This is a genomic window from Paraburkholderia sp. A3BS-1L (assembly GCF_051125215.1).
Lineage (GTDB): Bacteria > Pseudomonadota > Gammaproteobacteria > Burkholderiales > Burkholderiaceae > Paraburkholderia.
This window is the reverse complement of sequence record NZ_CP120442.1, coordinates 1428943-1447684: the sequence shown is the minus strand read 5'-3', so window position 1 is coordinate 1447684 and position 18742 is coordinate 1428943. Positions and strand designations below refer to the sequence as shown.

Here is an 18742-nt window from a genome sequence, read left to right as displayed (position 1 = left end):
GTGTCTCGCGCGAGGTCGTCGCCCTGATGATCCACGATGGCACCTCAACAGCTCTTCCCCGCGATGAAGAAAGGCTTCTATACGATCATCGCCGCGCAGTTCGTTTCGTCGCTCGCCGACAATGCGCTTCTGATTGCGGCAATCGCGCTGCTCACGGTGATCTCGTCGCCGGCCTGGGTCACGCCGCTCCTGCAGATTTTCTTCACGATCTCCTACGTGCTGCTTGCGCCCTTCGTCGGCGCGTTCGCCGACGCGCTGCAAAAGCGCCACGTAATGTTCGTCTCGAACGCGCTAAAGGCTGCCGGCTGCCTGCTGATGATCGCGGGCGCGCACCCGATGATCGCCTATGGCGTGGTGGGCTTCGGCGCGGCGGCCTACTCGCCCGCAAAGTACGGAATCCTCACAGAATTGCTGCCTGCCGAAAAACTCGTCGCGGCGAACGCGTGGCTCGAATCGGCCACCGTGCTCTCGACGATCGCAGGCACGATGCTGGGCGGTGCGCTCGTCTCTACTTACGCGGAACGCTTCGTCGCCCATCATCCGATGCCATTCATCCGGACGGCCGCCGATCTCGCGATGCTCGCGGTGATGCTTACCTACGCGCTCGCCGCGCTCATCAATATCGGCATTCCCGACACCGGCGCGCGCTACGAGAACCGGCTCAGGGAGCCGGGCCGCCTCGTGTCCGACTTCGTGCATTGCTTCAATGTGCTGTGGGCCGACAAGCTCGCGCAGATCGCGCTATGGGTCACGACGCTGATGTGGGGCGCCGCCGTCACGCTGCAACTGCTCGTGCTCAAATGGGCCGATGCGAATCTCGGCCTGTCGCTCTCGAAGGCCGCCGTAATGCAAGGCGTGACGGGGCTCGGCATCGCGCTGGGCGCGGCGGCCGCGGCCGCCTGGGTGTCGCTGCGCGCGTCGTTGCGTGTGCTGCCGGTGGGCGTGCTGTGCGGCTTGGTGGCCGTGGCGATGGCGTTCTACAGCAAGGCGCTCTTTCCGGCGGGCGAAGGCGTGCGCGTCGGCGCATTCGTCATGCCCTTCTACCTGCTCTTCGCGTATCCGCTAATGGTGCTGCTCGGCACGCTCGCGGGCTTTTTCATCGTGCCGATGAACGCACTGCTCCAGCATCGTGGCGCGACGCTGCTTTCAGCGGGCCATTCGATCGCCGTGCAGAACTTCAACCAGAATCTCGCCGTGCTGCTGATGCTCGGCGCCTACGCGCTGCTGCTGACGGCAAGGATGCCGGTGCAGTGGATCATCGTCGTGTTCGGCCTGTTCGTCGCCGCGATGATCGGGCTCGCGATGCGGCGCAGTGAGGCAAACGCACGCACGAACGACATGCAGGCGCTCGTCGACGGGCCTCGCGCGCACCAGGCCGTCCGGCCAGGTTCGCACGAGCGCGACGCGGGTTAAACTCACGCCCTGAACCCTTAGCAAGACACCGAGGATGGCTACACACACCGCCAGCGCCAGCGACACCGCGCAACACACTCCCATGATGCAGCAGTACCTGCGCATCAAGGCCGACCATCCGGGCACGCTCGTGTTCTACCGGATGGGTGACTTCTATGAGCTGTTCTTCGAAGACGCCGAGAAAGCCGCGCGCCTGCTCGATCTCACGCTCACGCAGCGCGGCGCGTCGGCGGGCAATCCGATCAAGATGGCGGGCGTGCCGCATCACGCCGTCGAGCAATATCTCGCGAAGCTCGTGAAGCTCGGCGAGTCGGTGGCGATCTGCGAGCAGATCGGCGACCCGGCCACCTCGAAGGGACCGGTCGAGCGCAAGGTCGTGCGCGTGGTCACGCCCGGCACGCTGACCGACGCCGCACTCCTTTCCGATAAAAACGACGTCTACCTGATGGCGGTCTGCCCGGGTCACAACCGGCGCGGCGTGACGGTCAACGTCGGGCTCGCGTGGCTGAACCTCGCGAGCGGCGCGCTGCGTCTCGCCGAAGTCGCGCCGGAACAGGCCGCGGCGGTATTCGAGCGCATTCGTCCCGCGGAAATCCTCGTCGCGGAAATGCCGGCGGAATCCTCGGGCTGGGCGCCGCCCGCTGGAACCGGCGCAGGCTCAGGCGGAGCATTGACGCGCGTGCCGGCCTGGCACTTCGACGTCACCTCGGGCAAGCAGCGCCTGTGCGACCAGCTCGACGTCGCAAGCCTCGACGGTTTCGGCGCGCAGGCTCTCACCAGCGCATGCGGCGCGGCCGGCGCGCTGCTGCTGTATGCGGCCGCCACGCAAGGCCAGCAGTTGCGCCACGTGCGCAGCCTCAAGGTCGAAGCCGATTCCGAATACATCGGGCTCGATCCGGCCACGCGCCGCAATCTCGAACTGACCGAAACGCTGCGCGGCACCGAATCACCCACGCTGTGCTCGCTGCTCGACACGTGCAGCACCGCCATGGGCAGCCGTCTGCTGCGGCATTGGCTCCACCATCCGCCGCGCGACGCGGGCATCGCACAGATGCGCCAGCAGGCCATCGGCGCGCTGCTCGAAGCGCCGCCGCCCGCCAGCGTCGACGCATTGCGCGGCGCGCTGCGCCAGATCGCCGACGTCGAGCGCATCACGGGGCGCCTCGCCTTGCTCTCGGCACGCCCACGCGATTTGTCGAGCTTGCGCGACACCTTCGCCAATCTGCCTGCGCTGCGCGAGCAGGTCGCCGCAGCAAGCGGCGCTTCGGCCACGCTCGCACACATCGTCGAAGGGCTTGTGCCGCCCGGCGAGTGCGCGGACCTGCTGCAGCGCGCGGTCGCGCCCGAGCCAGCCGCCATGGTGCGCGACGGCGGCGTAATGGCGACCGGCTACGACGCCGAACTCGACGAACTGCGCAACCTGTCCGAGAACTGTGGCCAGTTCCTGATCGACCTCGAGGCGCGCGAGCGCGCACGCACCGGGATCGGCAATTTGCGGGTCGAATACAACAAGGTGCACGGCTTCTATATCGAAGTCACGCGCGGCCAGACCGACAAGGTGCCCGACGACTACCGCCGCCGCCAGACGCTCAAGAACGCCGAGCGCTATATCACGCCCGAGCTCAAGGCATTCGAGGACAAGGCGCTCTCCGCACAGGAGCGCGCGCTCGCACGCGAGAAGGCGCTCTACGACGCGCTGCTCCAGGCACTACTGCCCTTCATTCCCGATTGCCAGCGCGTCGCGGCAGCGCTCGCCGAGCTCGACCTGCTCGCGGCCTTCGCCGAACGTGCGCGCGCACTCGACTGGAATGCGCCGGAATTCACCGAAGCGCCCAGCATCGAGATCGAACAGGGTCGCCACCCTGTCGTCGAGGCGCAGGTCGAGCAGTTCATCGCCAACGACTGCACCCTGAGCGCCGAGCGCAAGCTGCTGCTCATCACCGGCCCGAACATGGGCGGTAAATCGACGTTCATGCGCCAGACAGCGCTCATCGCGCTGCTCGCCTACGTGGGCAGCTATGTGCCGGCAAAACGCGCGCGCTTCGGCCCGATCGACCGCATCTTCACGCGCATCGGCGCCGCCGACGACCTCGCGGGCGGCCGCTCGACCTTCATGGTCGAAATGACCGAAGCCGCCGCCATCCTCAACGACGCCACGCCGCAAAGCCTCGTGCTGATGGACGAAATCGGCCGCGGCACGTCAACCTTCGACGGCCTCGCGCTCGCATGGGCCATCGCGCGGCACCTGCTCACGAGCAATGGCTGCCATACGCTGTTCGCGACGCACTACTTCGAGCTCACACAGTTGCCCGCGGAGTTCGCGCAGGCAGCCAATGTACATCTGTCGGCGGTCGAGCACGGACACGGCATCGTGTTCCTGCACGCCGTGAGCGAAGGCCCCGCCAACCAGAGCTACGGGCTCCAGGTCGCGCAACTTGCGGGCGTGCCCAACCCGGTGATCCGCGCGGCGCGCAAGCACCTCGTGTATCTGGAGCAGCTCTCGGCCGGACAGCCCACACCGCAGCTCGACCTGTTCGCCGCCCCCGCCGCTGCCGAAGACGACGATTTCGACACGCAACCGTACGTGGAAGACGCACCGGCAGCAGCCGACCCGGGCGCCGCGCTCGTCGCCGAGCGGCTGCGCGCGCTCGATCCGAACGAGTTGCGACCGCGCGATGCGCTCGATCTGCTGTACGAACTGCATGAACTGGCCACCGCGCCGGACGGCAAACGCTGAGCGTCGCCTCGCGACGCCGCCCCGGCCATTTCGACATGGCCGGGGCGGCGTGCGAGGTGTTGCTCCGGGTGTCACTATTTCACCGCGTCGCGGACTACAGAGCGCGCTCGTCTGCCTGGCGCTGTTCGGCCTGTCCCTCGCCGCGCGAGCGCAAGATTCTTCGTCTTCACCACGCTACTCGTTCGCCGTCGTCGCGAACGTCGTCACCGAGCCGGGCGACGAAGCCACGCTTCAGCGCCTCATCGACGCTATCGGCCGCGATCCGCAGATTTCGTTCGTCGTTTACGATGGCAATCTCAAAGGGCCGCACGAGACATGCACGGATCGCCTCTACGACCGGCGCCGCGCATTGCTCGACGCCTCGCGCGCACCGCTCGTGTTCGTGCCGGGCCGGCGCGACTGGAGCACCTGCGGCAGCGCTGGCGCAGGCGGCTACGATCCTGTCGAGCGGCTCGATTTCCTGCGCCAGAATTTTCTCACCGAAACCAATTCGCTCGGCCAATCCCCTCTCACGCTCACGCGCGAAAGCGAGGTCTCGCGTTTTCGGCCTTATCGGGAAAATACACGCTGGCAGCTCGGCGACACGGTGTTCATCGCACTGAATGCGCCCGACGGCAACAATCATTTTCTGAACGCCGGCGGCCGCAACGGCGAATTCGAAGACCGCGTGATCGCCAACGGTTTCTGGTTAGAGCATGCAGCCGAGTTTGCGCGCCGCCGCAATGCGCGTGCCATCGTCATCTTCATGCAGGGCGATGCGATGCCCGAGCAGTACGAGCGCAAGGACCGCTTTGCATGGCTACGTTTTCGCCGCACGCCACGCGACGGCTACACCGAGTTGCGGCACAGTCTCACGAAGCTCGCGGAAACGTTCCGGGGCCCGGTGATCCTCGTGCATCCGGAAACGACGAAGCTCGCGCGTGGCTTCGCCATCGATCAGCCCTTGCGCAACGAGAAAGGAATCAGGATTGCTAACGTCACGCGGATTGCATTCTCGCTGCACGACCCGCTCACGCAGTGGCTTCAAATCGATGCGGATATGGCGCGCCGCACACCGCTGCGCGTGAGTGTGCATGAGGTGCCCAGGCACCTGCCGCTGCTGCCGCCTCAACCGCCGGCTCTTCTGCAGGGTGGCAGCAGCGAACCCGCGTTGCCGGAAATGCCCGAAATATCGTCGATGCCCGACGTGACGGAGATTCCCGGGATGCAACAGGCGCCCGCCGAAAACGGCACGAATGGCACAAACGGCGCGAGCGGTGCAAATCAGGCGGGAGACATGGGTGCGCCAGGCGGCGCGAGCGCGGGAACGGTGATGCCCGCGTGGCCTTCACAGCGCACGGCGCCATGAACGCGACGGGGCGAGAAACGAACCGGGACTCGAAGCAAAACGCGCCAGCAGTCACTACCGGTCACTACCGGCGCGTTGCCCGGTCAATGCAGGGTGGGCTTGGAGGTGGCTTCGTCGCCGTCTTCGTCATCGTCCTCATCGGCGATTTCGAGACCGTCCGCGCCATGCGCATGTTCGTGCTCGATCTCATCCTCGGTCGCCTGACGCACTTCCTTGACCGACAGCGCGAAGCGCAGCGCCATGCCCGCTAGCGGGTGATTGCCGTCGAGCACGACCTTGTCTTCTGCAACGTCGGTGACGGTGTAGATGAGCGTGTCGAGATCGTCGTCGCCCTCTTCGGGCGTGCCTTCGAACTGCATGCCCACTTCGAGCGGTTCCGGGAAGCGGTTGCGCGGCTCGATCTTGACGAGTTCGGGATCGTACTCGCCGAAAGCGTCGGAAGGCTCAAGCTGGATCTGGGTCTCGAAGCCCGGCTCCTTGCCGTCCAGCACTTCCTCGATCTTTGGGAACGTGCCATCATAGCCGCCGTGCAGATAGACCATCGGCTCGTCGCTTTCCTCGATCAGATTGCCCTGCGCATCCGATAGCTTGTAAGCGACCGACACGACGGTGTCCTTTGCAATTTTCATTCGATCCTCCAGATTACAGACCACATTATACGATGCCCAAGCGGTCCCCAGACCACCCGGAGGACGCCCGCAAGCGACGCGCCCCCTCCTCCCTGGCATGTCCCGCGCCCGATACGCCCACGCCACTGCTTGGCGGCCTGAGTCCGGCGCAGTTCATGAAGAAATACTGGCAGAAAAAGCCATTGTTGATCCGCCAGGCGATACCCGGCATCGCCGCGCCACTCTCGCGCGACGAACTCTTCGCGCTGGCCGACCAGGACGACGTCGAATCCCGCCTCATCACGCATTTTCGCAAGCGCTGGGCGCTCGAGCATGGCCCGTTCGCCGCCGACGAACTGCCGACACCGAAGACGCGTCAATGGACCTTGCTCGTGCAAGGCGCGGACCTGCACGACGACCGCGCGCGGGCGCTGCTCGAACGCTTTCGCTTCGCACCCGACGCCCGCCTCGACGACCTGATGATCTCGTACGCCTCCGACGGCGGCGGTGTCGGCCCGCATTTCGATTCGTACGATGTGTTTCTCCTGCAGGTGCATGGCAAGCGGCGCTGGCGCATCGGCGCACAGCGCGACCTGTCGCTGCAGGAAGGGCTGCCGCTCAAGATCCTCGCGAATTTCGAACCCGAAGAGGAATGGGTGCTGGAGCCGGGCGACATGCTGTACTTGCCACCGCACATCGCGCACGACGGCGTGGCCGAGGGCGAATGCATGACCTGCTCGATCGGCTTTCGTTCGCCTTCCACGACGGAACTCACGAGCCAGTTTCTCTACTGGCTGGCCGAGCGCGGCGCAAACGGCGCCGCTGGCCGGAATTCGGGCAAAGACAAAGATGCGAACAGCAGCGCAGGCAACCCCACGCTCTACCGCGACCCTGACCAGCCAGCGGTGTTGCATGCGGCACAACTGCCCCCGGCACTTGTGGAGCGCGTCTCGGCCGTGCTTGCTAAAGTGCGATGGGACGGAGCGGATGTATCTTCGTTCGTCGGCTCCTGGCTTTCGGAACCGAAATCGAATGTGGTATTCGACGCTCCCGAGAAACCGCTGGACGAAGCGCGTTTTGTTGCGCGCGCCGCGAAAAATGGGATAAGACTCGACCGCAGGACAATCCTGCTTTACGATGCGCGGTCGTATTACCTGAACGGGGAGCAGTACTTGCTCAAAGAAGTGAGAAAATGGCTGCCGGCATTGGCCGACAACCGCTTTCTGGATGGGAAACGCTTTGTAACACTCTCACACGATTCGTGTGTGACATCGTTGCTACACGGATGGTATTGTGCGGGCTGGTTACGGCTCGGGGTGCTTGCGTAAGCGCTTCGGACTGTTATACCGTACTAATATAGTGCTTGTATGAGAAAGACAACGTATTGTCCCCGGATTTGTCGACGGTCGATACGAAAGTGCCTATAATTTCCGCCCAGGCCGTAGGGAAGATTCACGCTCTTGCAGTGCATCTCCACCAGCGGCTCAGGTCGGTGTTGGGGCACATTACCGGTATTATTTTGCGCTGTTGCTTACCTTTAACCATAAAAGGACGTGATCATGAAGAAATCCCTCCTCGTAGCATCCCTGCTGGCAGCTGTTGCACTGGCTGCGTGCAACAAGAGCAGCGACCAAGCTGCTGCGCCGGCTAGCGATGCTGCTGCTGCTTCGGCACCGGCTGCTGCCGCTTCGGACGCAGCCGCTGCTGCTTCGGGCGCCGCTGCTGCTGCGAGCGACGCTACGGCTGCTGCGAGCGACGCTGCTGCTTCGGCTACCGCTGCTGCTTCGGACGCTGGCGCTGCTGCTCCGGCTTCGGGCGCAAGCCAGTAAGCTGCATTCGCGAGATGCTCGCCCGAAGCTCCGGCTTCAGCGAGCATCGAAGCGAACCGCCGGGCAGTCTGATGGCCTCGTCAGATGCGCGGCGGGCAAACAAAAAGGCCACGAACCCAGGTTCGTGGCCTTTTTGTTTGTATCTTCTCGATCACTTAACGTCATGTCAGCACACAGACATATGCGCAACGCATGTAACGACCGTTGCGCATATGCAAGCGGAAATTACACGACGCGCGCTCGGCAGCGTCATTGAGCGCCCTGATCTTCCTCGCCCGTGAAGAAAGCCCGCACGACCTCGATCTCGCGCGTGCGCTTGAACGGAGGCAAGCTTTGCCAGATGCGCCGCCCATAAGGCTTGTCCACGAGGCGCGTGTCGCAGATCATCAACACGCCGCGATCGGTCTCCGCACGAATCAGGCGCCCGGCGCCCTGCTTGAGCGTGATAACGGCCTGCGGCAGTTGATGAACGGCGAATGGGCTCAAGCCCTTCTTCGCCAGCGCGTCGAGGCGTGCGGCCAGCACAGGATCGTCGGGCGGCGCGAACGGCAGCTTGTCGATGACGACGAGCGACAGCGCATCGCCCCGCACATCGACACCTTCCCAAAAGCTCTGACTGCCCACCAGGATCGCGTTGCCATACGCGCGAAAGCGTTCGAGCAATTCAGTACGGCTCGCATCGCCCTGCACCAGCAATGGCGTATTCCAGCCACGCGCCTCGATCGTGTCGCGCAGCTTCCCGGCGATCTTGTCGACGGCGCGCAAGGTCGTGCACAACATGAAAACCCCGCCCCCTGACGCTTCGATGGCGGGTAGCGCGGCGTCGAATACCGCGTCGGTGAATTGCGGCGACGACGGCTGCGGCATATTGCGCGGCACGTACAGCAAACCCTGCTGCGGATAATCGAACGGGCTCGGCAACGTCATCGAGCGCCGCGAGCTCAGGCCCATCTGCGCCGCGTAGTGCGTGAAGTCGCCGCGCACGGAAAGCGTCGCCGACGTAAAGATCCACGTGCGCGGCACACCCGCACGCTGCTTCGCGAAAATGGGCGCCACCGAAAGCGGCGTCTCGTGCAACTGGACCGTGTGCGAGAACACTTCGACCCAGCGGACCTTTTCATCGTCGGCGCTGGACTCGCTTGCGGCGTCACCTGGAGCGTCGGGCTGGTCAGCACCGCTGGCAGCCTGCGCGACGCGCGACGACGCGTCACCGGACGCGGCTGGCGCTACCCACCCGGCCAGCACGCCCTGGAGTTCGCGCGCGCGGCGCAGGCACACCCCCAGCGATTCCGCACGCTCAGCTTGCCCCGCAAGTGCGGCAGCGAGCGCGTCGAGCTCGGTTTGCAAGGCATCGAGCGCGTCGAAGAGCGGATGATCCTCCGGCAACTGCGTGATCGACACGCGCAGCGAATCTTCCTTGAATGCGAGCCGCACATCGCGCGCCGCGCGTTCGAGCGCCGCCCCGAGCTTCACCCACTCCACCGCATCGCGCGCATGGCTCAGGCCTTCAGCCACGCAATCGCGCGCGAGTTCGAGAAACTGCGCAGTCGAAAGCGTCTCGCCGAAAAACAGCGTGGCGGTTTCGGGCAGTTGGTGCGCCTCGTCGAAGATAATCGTGTTGGCGCTCGGCAGAAGCTCGGCCATGCCCGTGTCGCGCAGCATGATGTCGGCGAAGAACAGATGGTGATTCACGACAACGATGTCGGCCTGCTGTGCCTCGCGGCGCGCCTGCATTACGAAGCAGTCCTTGTAGTTCGGGCACTCCTGACCCAGGCAGTTGTCGCGCGTGGAGGTGACCATCGACCAGACCGCGGCCGTTTCCGGCACGCTCGCGAGCTCGGCCTTATCTCCCGAACGCGTAATCTTCGCGAAACGGATAATCTCCTGCAGATACGCCGTTTCCTGGCGCGACGGCAAGCGGCCATTGTCGGCCGTGCGCTGCAGATAATAGTGGCACAGATAATTCGAGCGGCCCTTGAGCATGGCCACGCTCACGGGCACGGCGAGCGCGTCACGCACCGTTGGAATATCGCGAGCGAATAGCTGGTCCTGCAAGTGCTTGGTGCCCGTCGAGACGATTACCTTGCCGCCCCACAGCATGGCCGGCACGAGATAGGCGTAGGTTTTGCCGGTGCCGGTCCCCGCTTCGACGATCAGCGTGTTGTCGCCGGACTCGGTGGCTGCACGCGCGGCATCTTCGGCACGATCCTGCGCGGGGACCGGTGCACCACGCTCGAGACGCCGTGCGGGACGCGACTGCGCCTCGAACATCGCCGGTTCCGGCAAGGCCTGGGCAGCGGCTTCCATCGCTGCGGCCACGGCGCGCGCCATCTCGATCTGCGCGGCGCGCGGGCGATAGCCATCGATCTCGCGTGCGAGCAACCCATTGGCGGCGAAGAGCTCTTCGAGCTCGGCGCCGCGGCGCGCGCTCAATGCAGGTGCAGCCGATGATAAATGGGTGGCGCGTGCGTCCCCCTCCTGCGCGCCGCCTTCGCGCGCGGGACGGGATCGGGAAACGTTCGTTGAATTCAAGGCAAGCGGTTCCTGCTCGGTCCTCGGAGCGCGGCCCGACTACAGCCGCGCCCCGGCGCCTGCCAGGACCCGGAATCAGGCGTGCCCGTTCGAGGTCTTTGTTGAATCGGGTTCCAGCTGCAGTTGCAGCAGGATGATGTTGTCCTTCAGCTTGAGCTTGCGCCTCTTCAGCTTCTGCAATTCGAGATCATCGTAGTCCGATGTCTCGCACATCCTCTCGATCAGACGGTCGAGATCGTCGTGTTCCGATTCCAGTTGCAGAATGCGGTCACGAAGGACCTCGCCCTTGACTTCACGATGCTCGCGCATGCTCGCCTCCTCGTCATGATCGGCGCACGCCGTGCGAAAGGTCGCACGCCTGAGGTTGCTGTCCGGCTGAAAAAGCGGGGTGCTGCCTGGTACCGCTGGAGGCCTTTCAGTTCTACTGGCTCTGCGGTTTTTGTTGCTGTTGCTGCTGCGCCTTCTCGGCCGCCTGCTTCTGACGTGCTTCCACATCAGCCTTATGCTTCGCCGCCTCTTCCTGCTTCTGCTGGAAGCGCTCAGCTTTCTTGGCACGCTCTTGCGCCTTCTGCTGGCCTTCGCGGCGAGCTTCGTCCAGTTGCTGCTGATAATCCGACTGTTTCTTGTCGTATGCGGCCTGGTTGGCCGCACGTTGCGACTGAGCCTGCCCGCCCTCGCGCTGTGCCTGCTGCACCGCGTGCTGGCGCTGCTTCTCCTGAAACGCCTGCTCGTTCGCGGCACGTTGCGGCGCTTCTGCCTGACGCTGCGCCTGAGCGAGCGCGTGCTGACGCTGCTTGTCTTCATAGGCCTGCGCACTCGCTGCCTCATTCGCAGCGCGTTGTGGCGCGTCGGCCTGGTCCTTCGCCCGCTGCAACGCCGCCTGCTCGTCGCGGCGGCGCGCATTGTCTGCGCGCTGCTCTTCGTCGAGCGTCAACTGCTCGCGGCGGATATCCGCCTGCACGACGCGCATCGCATCACGCGCCTTGCCAAGACAGTGGTTCACGAAAAACGTGTCGTAGCAATTGTGCTGCGCGACGGCGTACTGGTAATTGTTTTCCGCAGTACGCCGGTCAAGAACCTTCTGCCGCTCGGCGAAGCCATTGCTCGCGGCGGCATCCGGAGCCGTTGCGCCCGTGGCCACCGCCGCTGCACCCGGAGCAGCCCCCAACGCCGCACCCGGCGCGTGCGCCGATTCCACTGCCGACGCCGCACCCGCGCCCTCGATTGGCCCGCCGACTTCGACCGGGCGCGTGTCTTGCGCGCCGCTGGCCGTCACTTCTTGCGCGAGGGCCGGAACGCTCGCCGTCGCCAGCAATGCGACAGCGCAGGCCGCCGCTCGGGCGGTGGTCCGCCATGCTGCGCGTTCGCGCGCGTCGGGCTGGATTTGTGTCAAACGGGATGGTATCAACGTCTTCTGAGGGCAACGGAACATGCCTGAAATTCTAACACCCCCCGAGTTGAGCGCCCCGCCATTTATGGCAAAATGCCCCGCTCCACCAGCCGGCGGGCGCTCGCTCGCTTGACGTCGCCGCCCGGCTATCCGGCCGCAAACCCAGGATTACGAACCCGGGACCGCAAACCGATCCTCGCAGGAATATCCAGACTCTATGACGGAAACCGTAGCACTCAAGATCGTCCAGCGCATCGCCAGCGAACTGACCGTTCAACCGCGTCAGGTGGCGGCCGCCGTCCAGCTTCTCGACGAAGGAGCGACCGTTCCGTTCATCGCCCGTTACCGCAAAGAAGTCACGGGCAATCTCGACGATACGCAACTGCGCACGCTCGAGGAACGGCTGCTGTATCTGCGCGAACTCGAAGACCGCCGTGCCGCGATCCTCGCGAGCATCGAAGAACAGGGCAAGCTCACTGACGAGTTGCGCACCGCCATCGAGGCCGCCGACAGCAAACAGGTGCTCGAAGACCTCTACCTGCCGTACAAGCCCAAGCGCCGCACGCGTGCGCAGATCGCGCGCGAAGCCGGCCTGCAGCCGCTCGCCGACGCGCTGCTCGCCAATCCGCTGCTCGACCCGCAAACGGAAGCCGCGCAGTACGTGGACGCCGAAAAGGGCGTCGCCGACGTGAAGGCCGCGCTCGACGGCGCGCGCGACATCCTCTCGGAGCAGTTCGGCGAAACGGCCGAGTTGCTCGGCAAGCTGCGCGACTGGCTGTACAACCAGGGCGTCGTGATTTCGAGCGTGGTCGAGGGCAAGGAAAACGAGGAAGGCGAGAAGTTCCGCGACTACTACGAGTACTCGGAAACAATCAAGACGGTGCCGTCGCACCGCGCGCTCGCCCTCTTTCGCGGCCGCAACGCCGGCGTGCTGATGGTCAAGCTCGGCCTCGGCGGCGAGCTCGACGCGCAGGTGCCGCATCCCGGCGAAGCGATGATCGCGCGTCACTTCGGCATCGCCAACCAAGCCCGTCCTGCCGACAAATGGCTCTCCGACGTCTGCCGCTGGTGCTGGCGTGTGAAGGTGCAGCCGCACATCGAAAACGAGCTGCTCACGAACCTGCGCGAGCAGGCCGAAACCGAAGCGATCCGCGTGTTCGCGCGCAACCTCAAGGACTTGCTGCTCGCCGCGCCCGCCGGCCCGAAGGCCGTGATCGGCCTCGATCCGGGCCTGCGCACTGGTGTGAAGGTCGCCGTCGTCGACCGCACGGGCAAGCTGCTCGCCACCGATACGATCTATCCGCACGAGCCGCGCCGCGACTGGGACGGCTCGCTCGCGAAGCTCGCGCGCATCGCCGCGCAAACGCAGGCCGAGCTCATCAGCATCGGCAACGGCACGGCCTCGCGCGAGACCGACAAGCTCGCGAGCGAACTGATCTCGAAGCATCCCGAACTCAAGCTGCAAAAGATCGTGGTCTCTGAGGCCGGCGCCTCGGTCTATTCGGCGTCCGAACTGGCAGCGAAGGAATTCCCCGAGCTCGACGTCTCGCTGCGTGGCGCGGTGTCGATCGCGCGGCGTCTGCAAGATCCGCTCGCCGAGCTCGTGAAGATCGAGCCCAAAGCGATCGGCGTGGGCCAGTACCAGCACGACGTGAACCAGCGCGAGCTGGCGCGCTCGCTCGACGCCGTGGTCGAAGACTGCGTGAACGCCGTGGGTGTCGACGCCAATACCGCATCGGTGGCGCTGCTTGCGCGCGTGTCGGGTCTGAACGCGACGCTCGCGCGCAATATCGTCGATTACCGCGACGCCAACGGCCCCTTCCCCTCACGCGATCATCTGAAGAAGGTGCCGCGTCTGGGCGACAAAACCTTCGAGCAGGCCGCGGGCTTTTTGCGCATCAACGGCGGCGAGAATCCGCTCGACCGCTCGTCGGTGCACCCCGAAGCGTATCCCGTCGTCGAGCGCATGCTCGCGAAGATCAAGCGCACTATCGGCGACGTGCTCGGTAGCCGCGAGGCGCTCTCGGGTCTCTCGCCGGCCGAGTTCGTCGATGAGCGCTTCGGTCTGCCGACCGTGCGCGACATCCTCTCGGAACTCGAAAAGCCGGGCCGTGATCCGCGCCCCGAGTTCAAGACGGCGACCTTCCGTGAAGGCGTCGAAAAGGTGTCCGACCTCGTGCCAGGCATGGTGCTCGAAGGCGTCGTGACCAACGTGGCGGCGTTCGGCGCGTTCATCGACGTGGGCGTGCATCAGGACGGCCTCGTGCACGTCTCGGCCATGTCGACGAAGTTCATCAAGGACCCGCACGAAGTTGTGAAGGCGGGCCAGGTCGTGAAGGTGAAGGTGCTCGACGTCGATGTGAAGCGCCAGCGCATCGCGCTCACGATGCGCATGGACGACGATCCGGCAAGCGCCGCACAACGCAGCGGCGCCAGCAGCAATGGCGGCAACCGCGATCAGCGCGGCAGCAATGCGAACCGCGGCGGCCAGCGCTCGCGCGACGCGGAACCGGCAGGCGCAATGGCGGCGGCCTTCGCGAAACTCAAGCGCTAACGCGCCAGCGCGGGGTGGCGCGGGAACTGCGAAGCCCCGCGCCGCGCTTCGCAACAGGTAACAACAAAAAAGGCACCGCAGTGGTGCCTTTTTTGTTGTTTACGCAACGATCGAAACTTTAAATCTCGATCTTCGTCCCCAGTTCAACCACGCGGTTGGCGGGAATGCTGAAGAAGTCGGTCGGCTTCGCGGCGTTCTGATGCATCCACGCGAACACGCGCTCGCGGAATATCGACATGCCCGGCAACTGCGTGGGCACGACCGTTTCACGCGCCAGGAAGAACGACGTATCCATCATCTCGAACGACGTGCTCTCTCTGCGGCCGATCTCTTCGAGCACCGCCTTCACGTCCGGCGTTTCATTGAAACCGTAGTCGGCCTTCACGAGATACAAGCCACCGCCGATATCTTTGATCTGCACGCGCTCCGAGTCGGCAACATAAGGAATGTCGCGAATCCGGAACGTCAGGAAGATCGTGCGCTCGTGCAGCACCTTGTTGTGCTTGAGGTTGTGCAGCAGGCTCACCGGCACGAGCGTGTCGCTGCCCGTGAGATAAATGGCCGTGCCGGACACGCGGTGCGGCGGATGCGCGAGCAGCCCCTGCAGGAATGGCATCAGCGGAATACCGTCAGCGGCAGTGCGCTCCTTGACGATCATGCGTCCCTTGAACCACGTCATCAGCAGGAAGAACAGCAGCGCGCCGATGCTGAGCGGCAGCCAGCCGCCCTCCTCGACCTTCAGCAGGTTCGCGCCGAAGAAGCCGAGGTCGACGATCATGAAACACGCAATGATGAACGTCACGAGCCAGACGTTCCATTTCCAAACCTTCACCATCACGACACTCGCGAGCATGGTAGTGATGACCATGGTTGCCGTCACGGCAATGCCATACGCGGCAGCGAGGTTATCGGAGCTCTTGAAGCCCACGACAATGCACAGAATGATGACGAGCAACATCCAGTTCACGACCGGCACATAGATCTGGCCGATGGCGAGATCGGACGTATGCAGCACCTTCATGCGCGGCACGTAGCCGAGCAGAATCGCCTGACTCGTAAGCGAGTACGCACCCGAAATCACGGCCTGCGACGCAATCACGGTCGCCACCGTCGACAGCACCACGAGCGGCAGCAGCGCCCATTCCGGCGCAAGCAGGAAGAACGGATTTTCGATTGCGCGATGGTCCTGCATCAGGAGCGCGCCCTGGCCGAAATAGTTGATCACGAGCGAGGGCATCACGAGCCCGTACCACGCGTAGCGAATCGGCTTGGCGCCGAAGTGGCCCATATCGGCGTAGAGCGCTTCGGCGCCGGTCAACACCAGCACGACCGAGCCCAACACCACATAGGCCTGCAGCAGGTGCGCGCCCATGAACGTGACCGCGTAATACGGATTAAGCGCGGCGATCACGCCAGGCGCATGAACGATGCGCGAAACGCCGAGCACGCCGATGGTCACGAACCAGAGCACCATGATCGGCCCGAACAGGCGCCCTACCAGCGAAGTGCCGTGCCGCTGGATCCAGAACAGCGCAATGAGGATCACCATCGTGAGCGGCAGCACGAGATGTGAGAGCTTGGGCGCCGCAATCTCGAGACCTTCGACCGCCGACATCACCGAGATGGCGGGCGTAATCACGGCGTCGCCGTAGAACATGCACGCACCGAAGATGCCCAGCGCCGTCAGCACCACCGCGGACTTGCTCTTGCGGTCGAACGAGCGCATGGCAAGCGCCATGAGCGCGAGCACGCCGCCTTCGCCGTTGTTGTCGGCCCGCATCACGAAGAGCACGTACTTGACGCTGACGACGATGATGATCGCCCAGAACAGCAGCGAGATCACGCCGAGGATGGAGGTGTTGTTGAGCGGAATGCCGTGGGCCGGGCTGAACGCTTCTTTGAGCGCATACAGCGGACTCGTGCCGATGTCGCCGAACACCACGCCGATAGCCGCTACTGCGAGTGTCGGTAGCGGCTGCTTTGCCACGTGCGTGCTAGTTGTCATATACGCGGAAATCCGTTTGAGGCGGAAAAAACGAGCGCTATTCTAAACTGGCTGCGGACGAAACCCGAGTGATCGTTGTGACCCCGCGACGCCTGCCTGTCCCGCGGGAGTTTAGCATGGCCCCCAGCTGCGCCAACCGGGTCGTGTATCGTGGTTGGCCTGTGCGTACGGCAATAGCGCGAAAAGCGCGCGACGCATAAAAAAACGGAGCCTGAAAGGCTCCGTTCCGGAGGGGTATCGCGGTAATGTCAGCGGCTTACAGACGCTTACTTCTGCGCATCCTGCTGGGCCTGCTGCAGACCCCGCTTGATCCATGCGCCGAGATTGTGGGGACGCACCGTATCCCACTCCTCGAACGGCTGATGAATCCAGGGATTAGTCGGCAAATGCTGAACGAAGTAGTCGGGCTTCACCTTCGAGCAGCCCTTGTACCAGAGCACCGCCGAGCGCACACCGGTCACGGCCGGGTAGCGTTCCTTGAGATGCTCCTGCACACGCGCAAGCGTGACGCCCGAGTCGACGAGGTCGTCGACGAGCAGCACGTTGCCCGAAAGCTCGCCACGCGTCATCGTGATGTACTGCGCGATGTCGAGATCGCCTTGCTGTGTGCCCGCCGCTTCGCGGTACGAACTCGTCGCGAGGATCGCGAGCGGCAAGTCGTAAATGCGCGAGAGCTGGTCGCCCACGCGCAAACCGCCCCGAGCAAGACACAGGATCTGGTCGAACTTCCAGCGCGAATCGTGTACCGAAAGCGCGAGCAGCTCGATCAGCCGGTGATACTCATCCCAGCCGACCCACAGATTCTTTTCGTCGTTGCGCGGGTCCATCATCTGAATCATTTTTGCATCTACCTTGTTTCTGCTTATTTCTGCGTCTTTACGCCTTGAACGGATGACGCAGCAGGATCGTTTCGTCGCGATCGGGGCCCGTGGAGACCATGTCGACCGGAACGCCCGCCACTTCCTGCACACGCGACAGATACGCCTGCGCGCTTTTGGGCAGGGCATCCCATTGCGTGATGCCGATGGTGCTTTCCTTCCAGCCTTCGAACGTTTCGTAGACCGGCTCACATGCGGCCACTTGCGACGCCCCGCGCGGCAGAATATCGACATCCTTGCCGTCGACCTTGTAGCCCACGCACAGCTTCACTTCGTCGAGGCCGTCGAGCACGTCGAGCTTGGTGATGCACAGGCCCGTCACGCCGTTGATCTGGATCGAGCGGCGCAGCGCGGCGGCGTCGAGCCAACCGGTGCGGCGCGGGCGGCCCGTGACCGAACCGAATTCCTTGCCCACCTTCGCGAGCGTGAGGCCGACTTCTTCCTGACGGTCAGCGTTATCGGCATCGTACAGTTCGCTCGGGAACGGGCCCGCGCCGACGCGCGTGCAGTACGCCTTGGTGATGCCGAGGATGTAGTTGAGCTGCTGCGGGCCCACGCCCGCGCCCGCCGACGCCGCACCGGCAACGCAGTTGCTCGACGTGACGTACGGATAGGTTCCGTGATCGATGTCGAGCAGCGTGCCTTGCGCGCCTTCGAACAGCAGGTTGCCGCCCTGGCAGTTCACGTCGTAAAGGCGACGCGAAACGTCCGTGACCATCGGCTTCAGACGCTCGGCATACGAGAGCATCGTGTCGAGGGTCTGCTGGAAATCGACCGCGGGCGCACCCAGGTATTGGGTGAGCACGAAGTTGTGATAGTCGAGGTTCTCACGCAGGCGCTCGGCAAAGACTTCCGGCTCGAACAGGTCCTGCACGCGCAAGCCGCGGCGCGCCACCTTGTCTTCGTAAGCCGGACCGATGCCCCGGCCGGTCGTGCCGATCTTCGCGGCGCCGCGCTTGGCTTCCCGCGCCTGGTCGATGGCGACGTGATACGGCAGGATGAGCGTGGTGGCTTCGGAGATGAAGAGGCGCTTCTGGACGTCGATGCCCGCTTCTTCGAGTTCGCCGATTTCCTTGAACAGGGCTTCGGGCGAGAGCACCACGCCGTTGCCGATGTAGCAGGCGACGCCGGCGCGCATGATGCCCGAGGGGATCAGCCGGAGAATGGTCTTCTTGCCGCCGATGATGAGAGTGTGACCGGCATTGTGGCCGCCCTGGAAACGCACCACGCCTTGCGCGTGGTCCGTCAGCCAGTCGACGATCTTGCCCTTGCCTTCATCGCCCCATTGGGTGCCCACGACGACGACATTGCGCCCCGGGGTTACATTCACTGCGCTGGCAGACATGGTGTTTCGTTAGCTGGTTAAAAACGTATTCTACCTGGGTTCGGCGGCAAGGCCGCCATTTTTTCCCAAAATTCCCAGGATTTCCTTTTGCGCTCAACGGCAT

13 protein-coding genes are annotated in these 18742 nt (G+C 64.3%); 6 read left to right on the top strand and 7 right to left on the bottom strand.

Features of this window, described 5'->3' with window-relative positions; all coding sequences use genetic code 11:
- Positions 1-63 precede the first annotated feature (63 nt).
- Genes lplT through P5W99_RS06500 form a run of 3 tightly spaced genes read left to right on the top strand, consistent with a single transcriptional unit; the run spans position 64 to position 5498 of the window.
- Positions 64-1413, top strand: a complete 1350-nt coding sequence (gene lplT, locus P5W99_RS06510) for a lysophospholipid transporter LplT (protein WP_434662469.1) — start codon at positions 64-66, stop codon at positions 1411-1413.
- 34 nt (positions 1414-1447) lie between these two features.
- Positions 1448-4150 carry a DNA mismatch repair protein MutS gene (gene mutS / locus P5W99_RS06505; RefSeq protein WP_434662257.1) on the top strand — a complete coding sequence of 901 codons (2703 nt, stop codon included), beginning with the start codon at positions 1448-1450 and terminating at the stop codon, positions 4148-4150.
- A 49-nt stretch (positions 4151-4199) separates the two neighbouring features.
- The gene (locus tag P5W99_RS06500) at positions 4200-5498 is read left to right on the top strand and encodes a hypothetical protein (RefSeq protein ID WP_434662255.1); all 1299 of its coding nucleotides are present in this window, start codon (positions 4200-4202) and stop codon (positions 5496-5498) included.
- An 83-nt stretch (positions 5499-5581) separates the two neighbouring features.
- Here the strand turns inward: P5W99_RS06500 and P5W99_RS06495 are convergent, their stop codons facing one another.
- Positions 5582-6127 (bottom strand): FKBP-type peptidyl-prolyl cis-trans isomerase, encoded by a 546-nt coding sequence (locus tag P5W99_RS06495; protein WP_421023753.1) that lies wholly within the window; start codon positions 6125-6127, stop codon positions 5582-5584.
- Positions 6128-6159: 32 nt separating this feature from the next.
- Between P5W99_RS06495 and P5W99_RS06490 the strand changes: the two genes are divergently transcribed.
- Together P5W99_RS06490 and P5W99_RS06485 are read left to right on the top strand one after the other, a co-directional pair.
- Positions 6160-7434 (top strand): JmjC domain-containing protein, encoded by a 1275-nt coding sequence (locus tag P5W99_RS06490; protein WP_421079385.1) that lies wholly within the window; start codon positions 6160-6162, stop codon positions 7432-7434.
- A gap of 231 nt (positions 7435-7665) precedes the next feature.
- Positions 7666-7935: a hypothetical protein gene (locus tag P5W99_RS06485; RefSeq protein WP_421023752.1), complete on the top strand. Its 270-nt coding sequence runs from the start codon at positions 7666-7668 to the stop codon at positions 7933-7935.
- 249 nt (positions 7936-8184) lie between these two features.
- Here the strand turns inward: P5W99_RS06485 and P5W99_RS06480 are convergent, their stop codons facing one another.
- From P5W99_RS06480 to P5W99_RS06470, 3 genes are all read right to left on the bottom strand, one after another.
- Entirely contained in the window at positions 8185-10368 is a 2184-nt protein-coding gene (locus P5W99_RS06480) for an ATP-dependent DNA helicase (RefSeq protein WP_434662467.1), read from the bottom strand.
- Positions 10369-10542: 174 nt separating this feature from the next.
- Positions 10543-10776: a DUF465 domain-containing protein gene (locus tag P5W99_RS06475; RefSeq protein WP_035531989.1), complete on the bottom strand. Its 234-nt coding sequence runs from the start codon at positions 10774-10776 to the stop codon at positions 10543-10545.
- Between the two features lie 112 nt (positions 10777-10888).
- Positions 10889-11860 (bottom strand): colicin transporter, encoded by a 972-nt coding sequence (locus P5W99_RS06470; protein WP_434662252.1) that lies wholly within the window; start codon positions 11858-11860, stop codon positions 10889-10891.
- A 214-nt stretch (positions 11861-12074) separates the two neighbouring features.
- On the opposite strand from P5W99_RS06470, the gene P5W99_RS06465 reads away from it, so the two are divergent.
- On the top strand, positions 12075-14411 hold the full coding sequence (locus P5W99_RS06465; RefSeq protein ID WP_421079382.1) for a Tex family protein: 2337 nt from the start codon (positions 12075-12077) through the stop codon (positions 14409-14411).
- A 118-nt stretch (positions 14412-14529) separates the two neighbouring features.
- Here the strand turns inward: P5W99_RS06465 and P5W99_RS06460 are convergent, their stop codons facing one another.
- From P5W99_RS06460 to P5W99_RS06450, 3 genes are all read right to left on the bottom strand, one after another.
- Positions 14530-16416 carry a potassium transporter Kup gene (locus P5W99_RS06460; RefSeq protein ID WP_421023748.1) on the bottom strand — a complete coding sequence of 629 codons (1887 nt, stop codon included), beginning with the start codon at positions 16414-16416 and terminating at the stop codon, positions 14530-14532.
- A gap of 266 nt (positions 16417-16682) precedes the next feature.
- Positions 16683-17255 (bottom strand): phosphoribosyltransferase, encoded by a 573-nt coding sequence (locus P5W99_RS06455; protein WP_413189228.1) that lies wholly within the window; start codon positions 17253-17255, stop codon positions 16683-16685.
- 37 nt (positions 17256-17292) lie between these two features.
- A complete protein-coding gene (locus P5W99_RS06450) occupies positions 17293-18639 on the bottom strand; it encodes an adenylosuccinate synthase (protein ID WP_421079380.1) in 1347 nt (448 codons plus the stop codon).
- Between the last annotated feature and the right edge of the window lie 103 nt (positions 18640-18742).

What these genes read in the sequence shown, in the direction of transcription:
- lplT (WP_434662469.1), top strand. Translation starts at nt 64, where the DNA reads ATGAAGAAAGGCTTCTATACGATCATCGCCGCGCAGTTCGTTTCGTCG.
- mutS (WP_434662257.1), top strand. Translation starts at nt 1,448, where the DNA reads ATGGCTACACACACCGCCAGCGCCAGCGACACCGCGCAACACACTCCC.
- P5W99_RS06495 (WP_421023753.1), bottom strand. Translation starts at nt 6,127, where the DNA reads ATGAAAATTGCAAAGGACACCGTCGTGTCGGTCGCTTACAAGCTATCG.
- P5W99_RS06490 (WP_421079385.1), top strand. Translation starts at nt 6,160, where the DNA reads ATGCCCAAGCGGTCCCCAGACCACCCGGAGGACGCCCGCAAGCGACGC.
- P5W99_RS06485 (WP_421023752.1), top strand. Translation starts at nt 7,666, where the DNA reads ATGAAGAAATCCCTCCTCGTAGCATCCCTGCTGGCAGCTGTTGCACTG.
- P5W99_RS06475 (WP_035531989.1), bottom strand. Translation starts at nt 10,776, where the DNA reads ATGCGCGAGCATCGTGAAGTCAAGGGCGAGGTCCTTCGTGACCGCATT.
- P5W99_RS06465 (WP_421079382.1), top strand. Translation starts at nt 12,075, where the DNA reads ATGACGGAAACCGTAGCACTCAAGATCGTCCAGCGCATCGCCAGCGAA.
- P5W99_RS06460 (WP_421023748.1), bottom strand. Translation starts at nt 16,416, where the DNA reads ATGACAACTAGCACGCACGTGGCAAAGCAGCCGCTACCGACACTCGCA.
- P5W99_RS06455 (WP_413189228.1), bottom strand. Translation starts at nt 17,255, where the DNA reads ATGATTCAGATGATGGACCCGCGCAACGACGAAAAGAATCTGTGGGTC.
- P5W99_RS06450 (WP_421079380.1), bottom strand. Translation starts at nt 18,639, where the DNA reads ATGTCTGCCAGCGCAGTGAATGTAACCCCGGGGCGCAATGTCGTCGTC.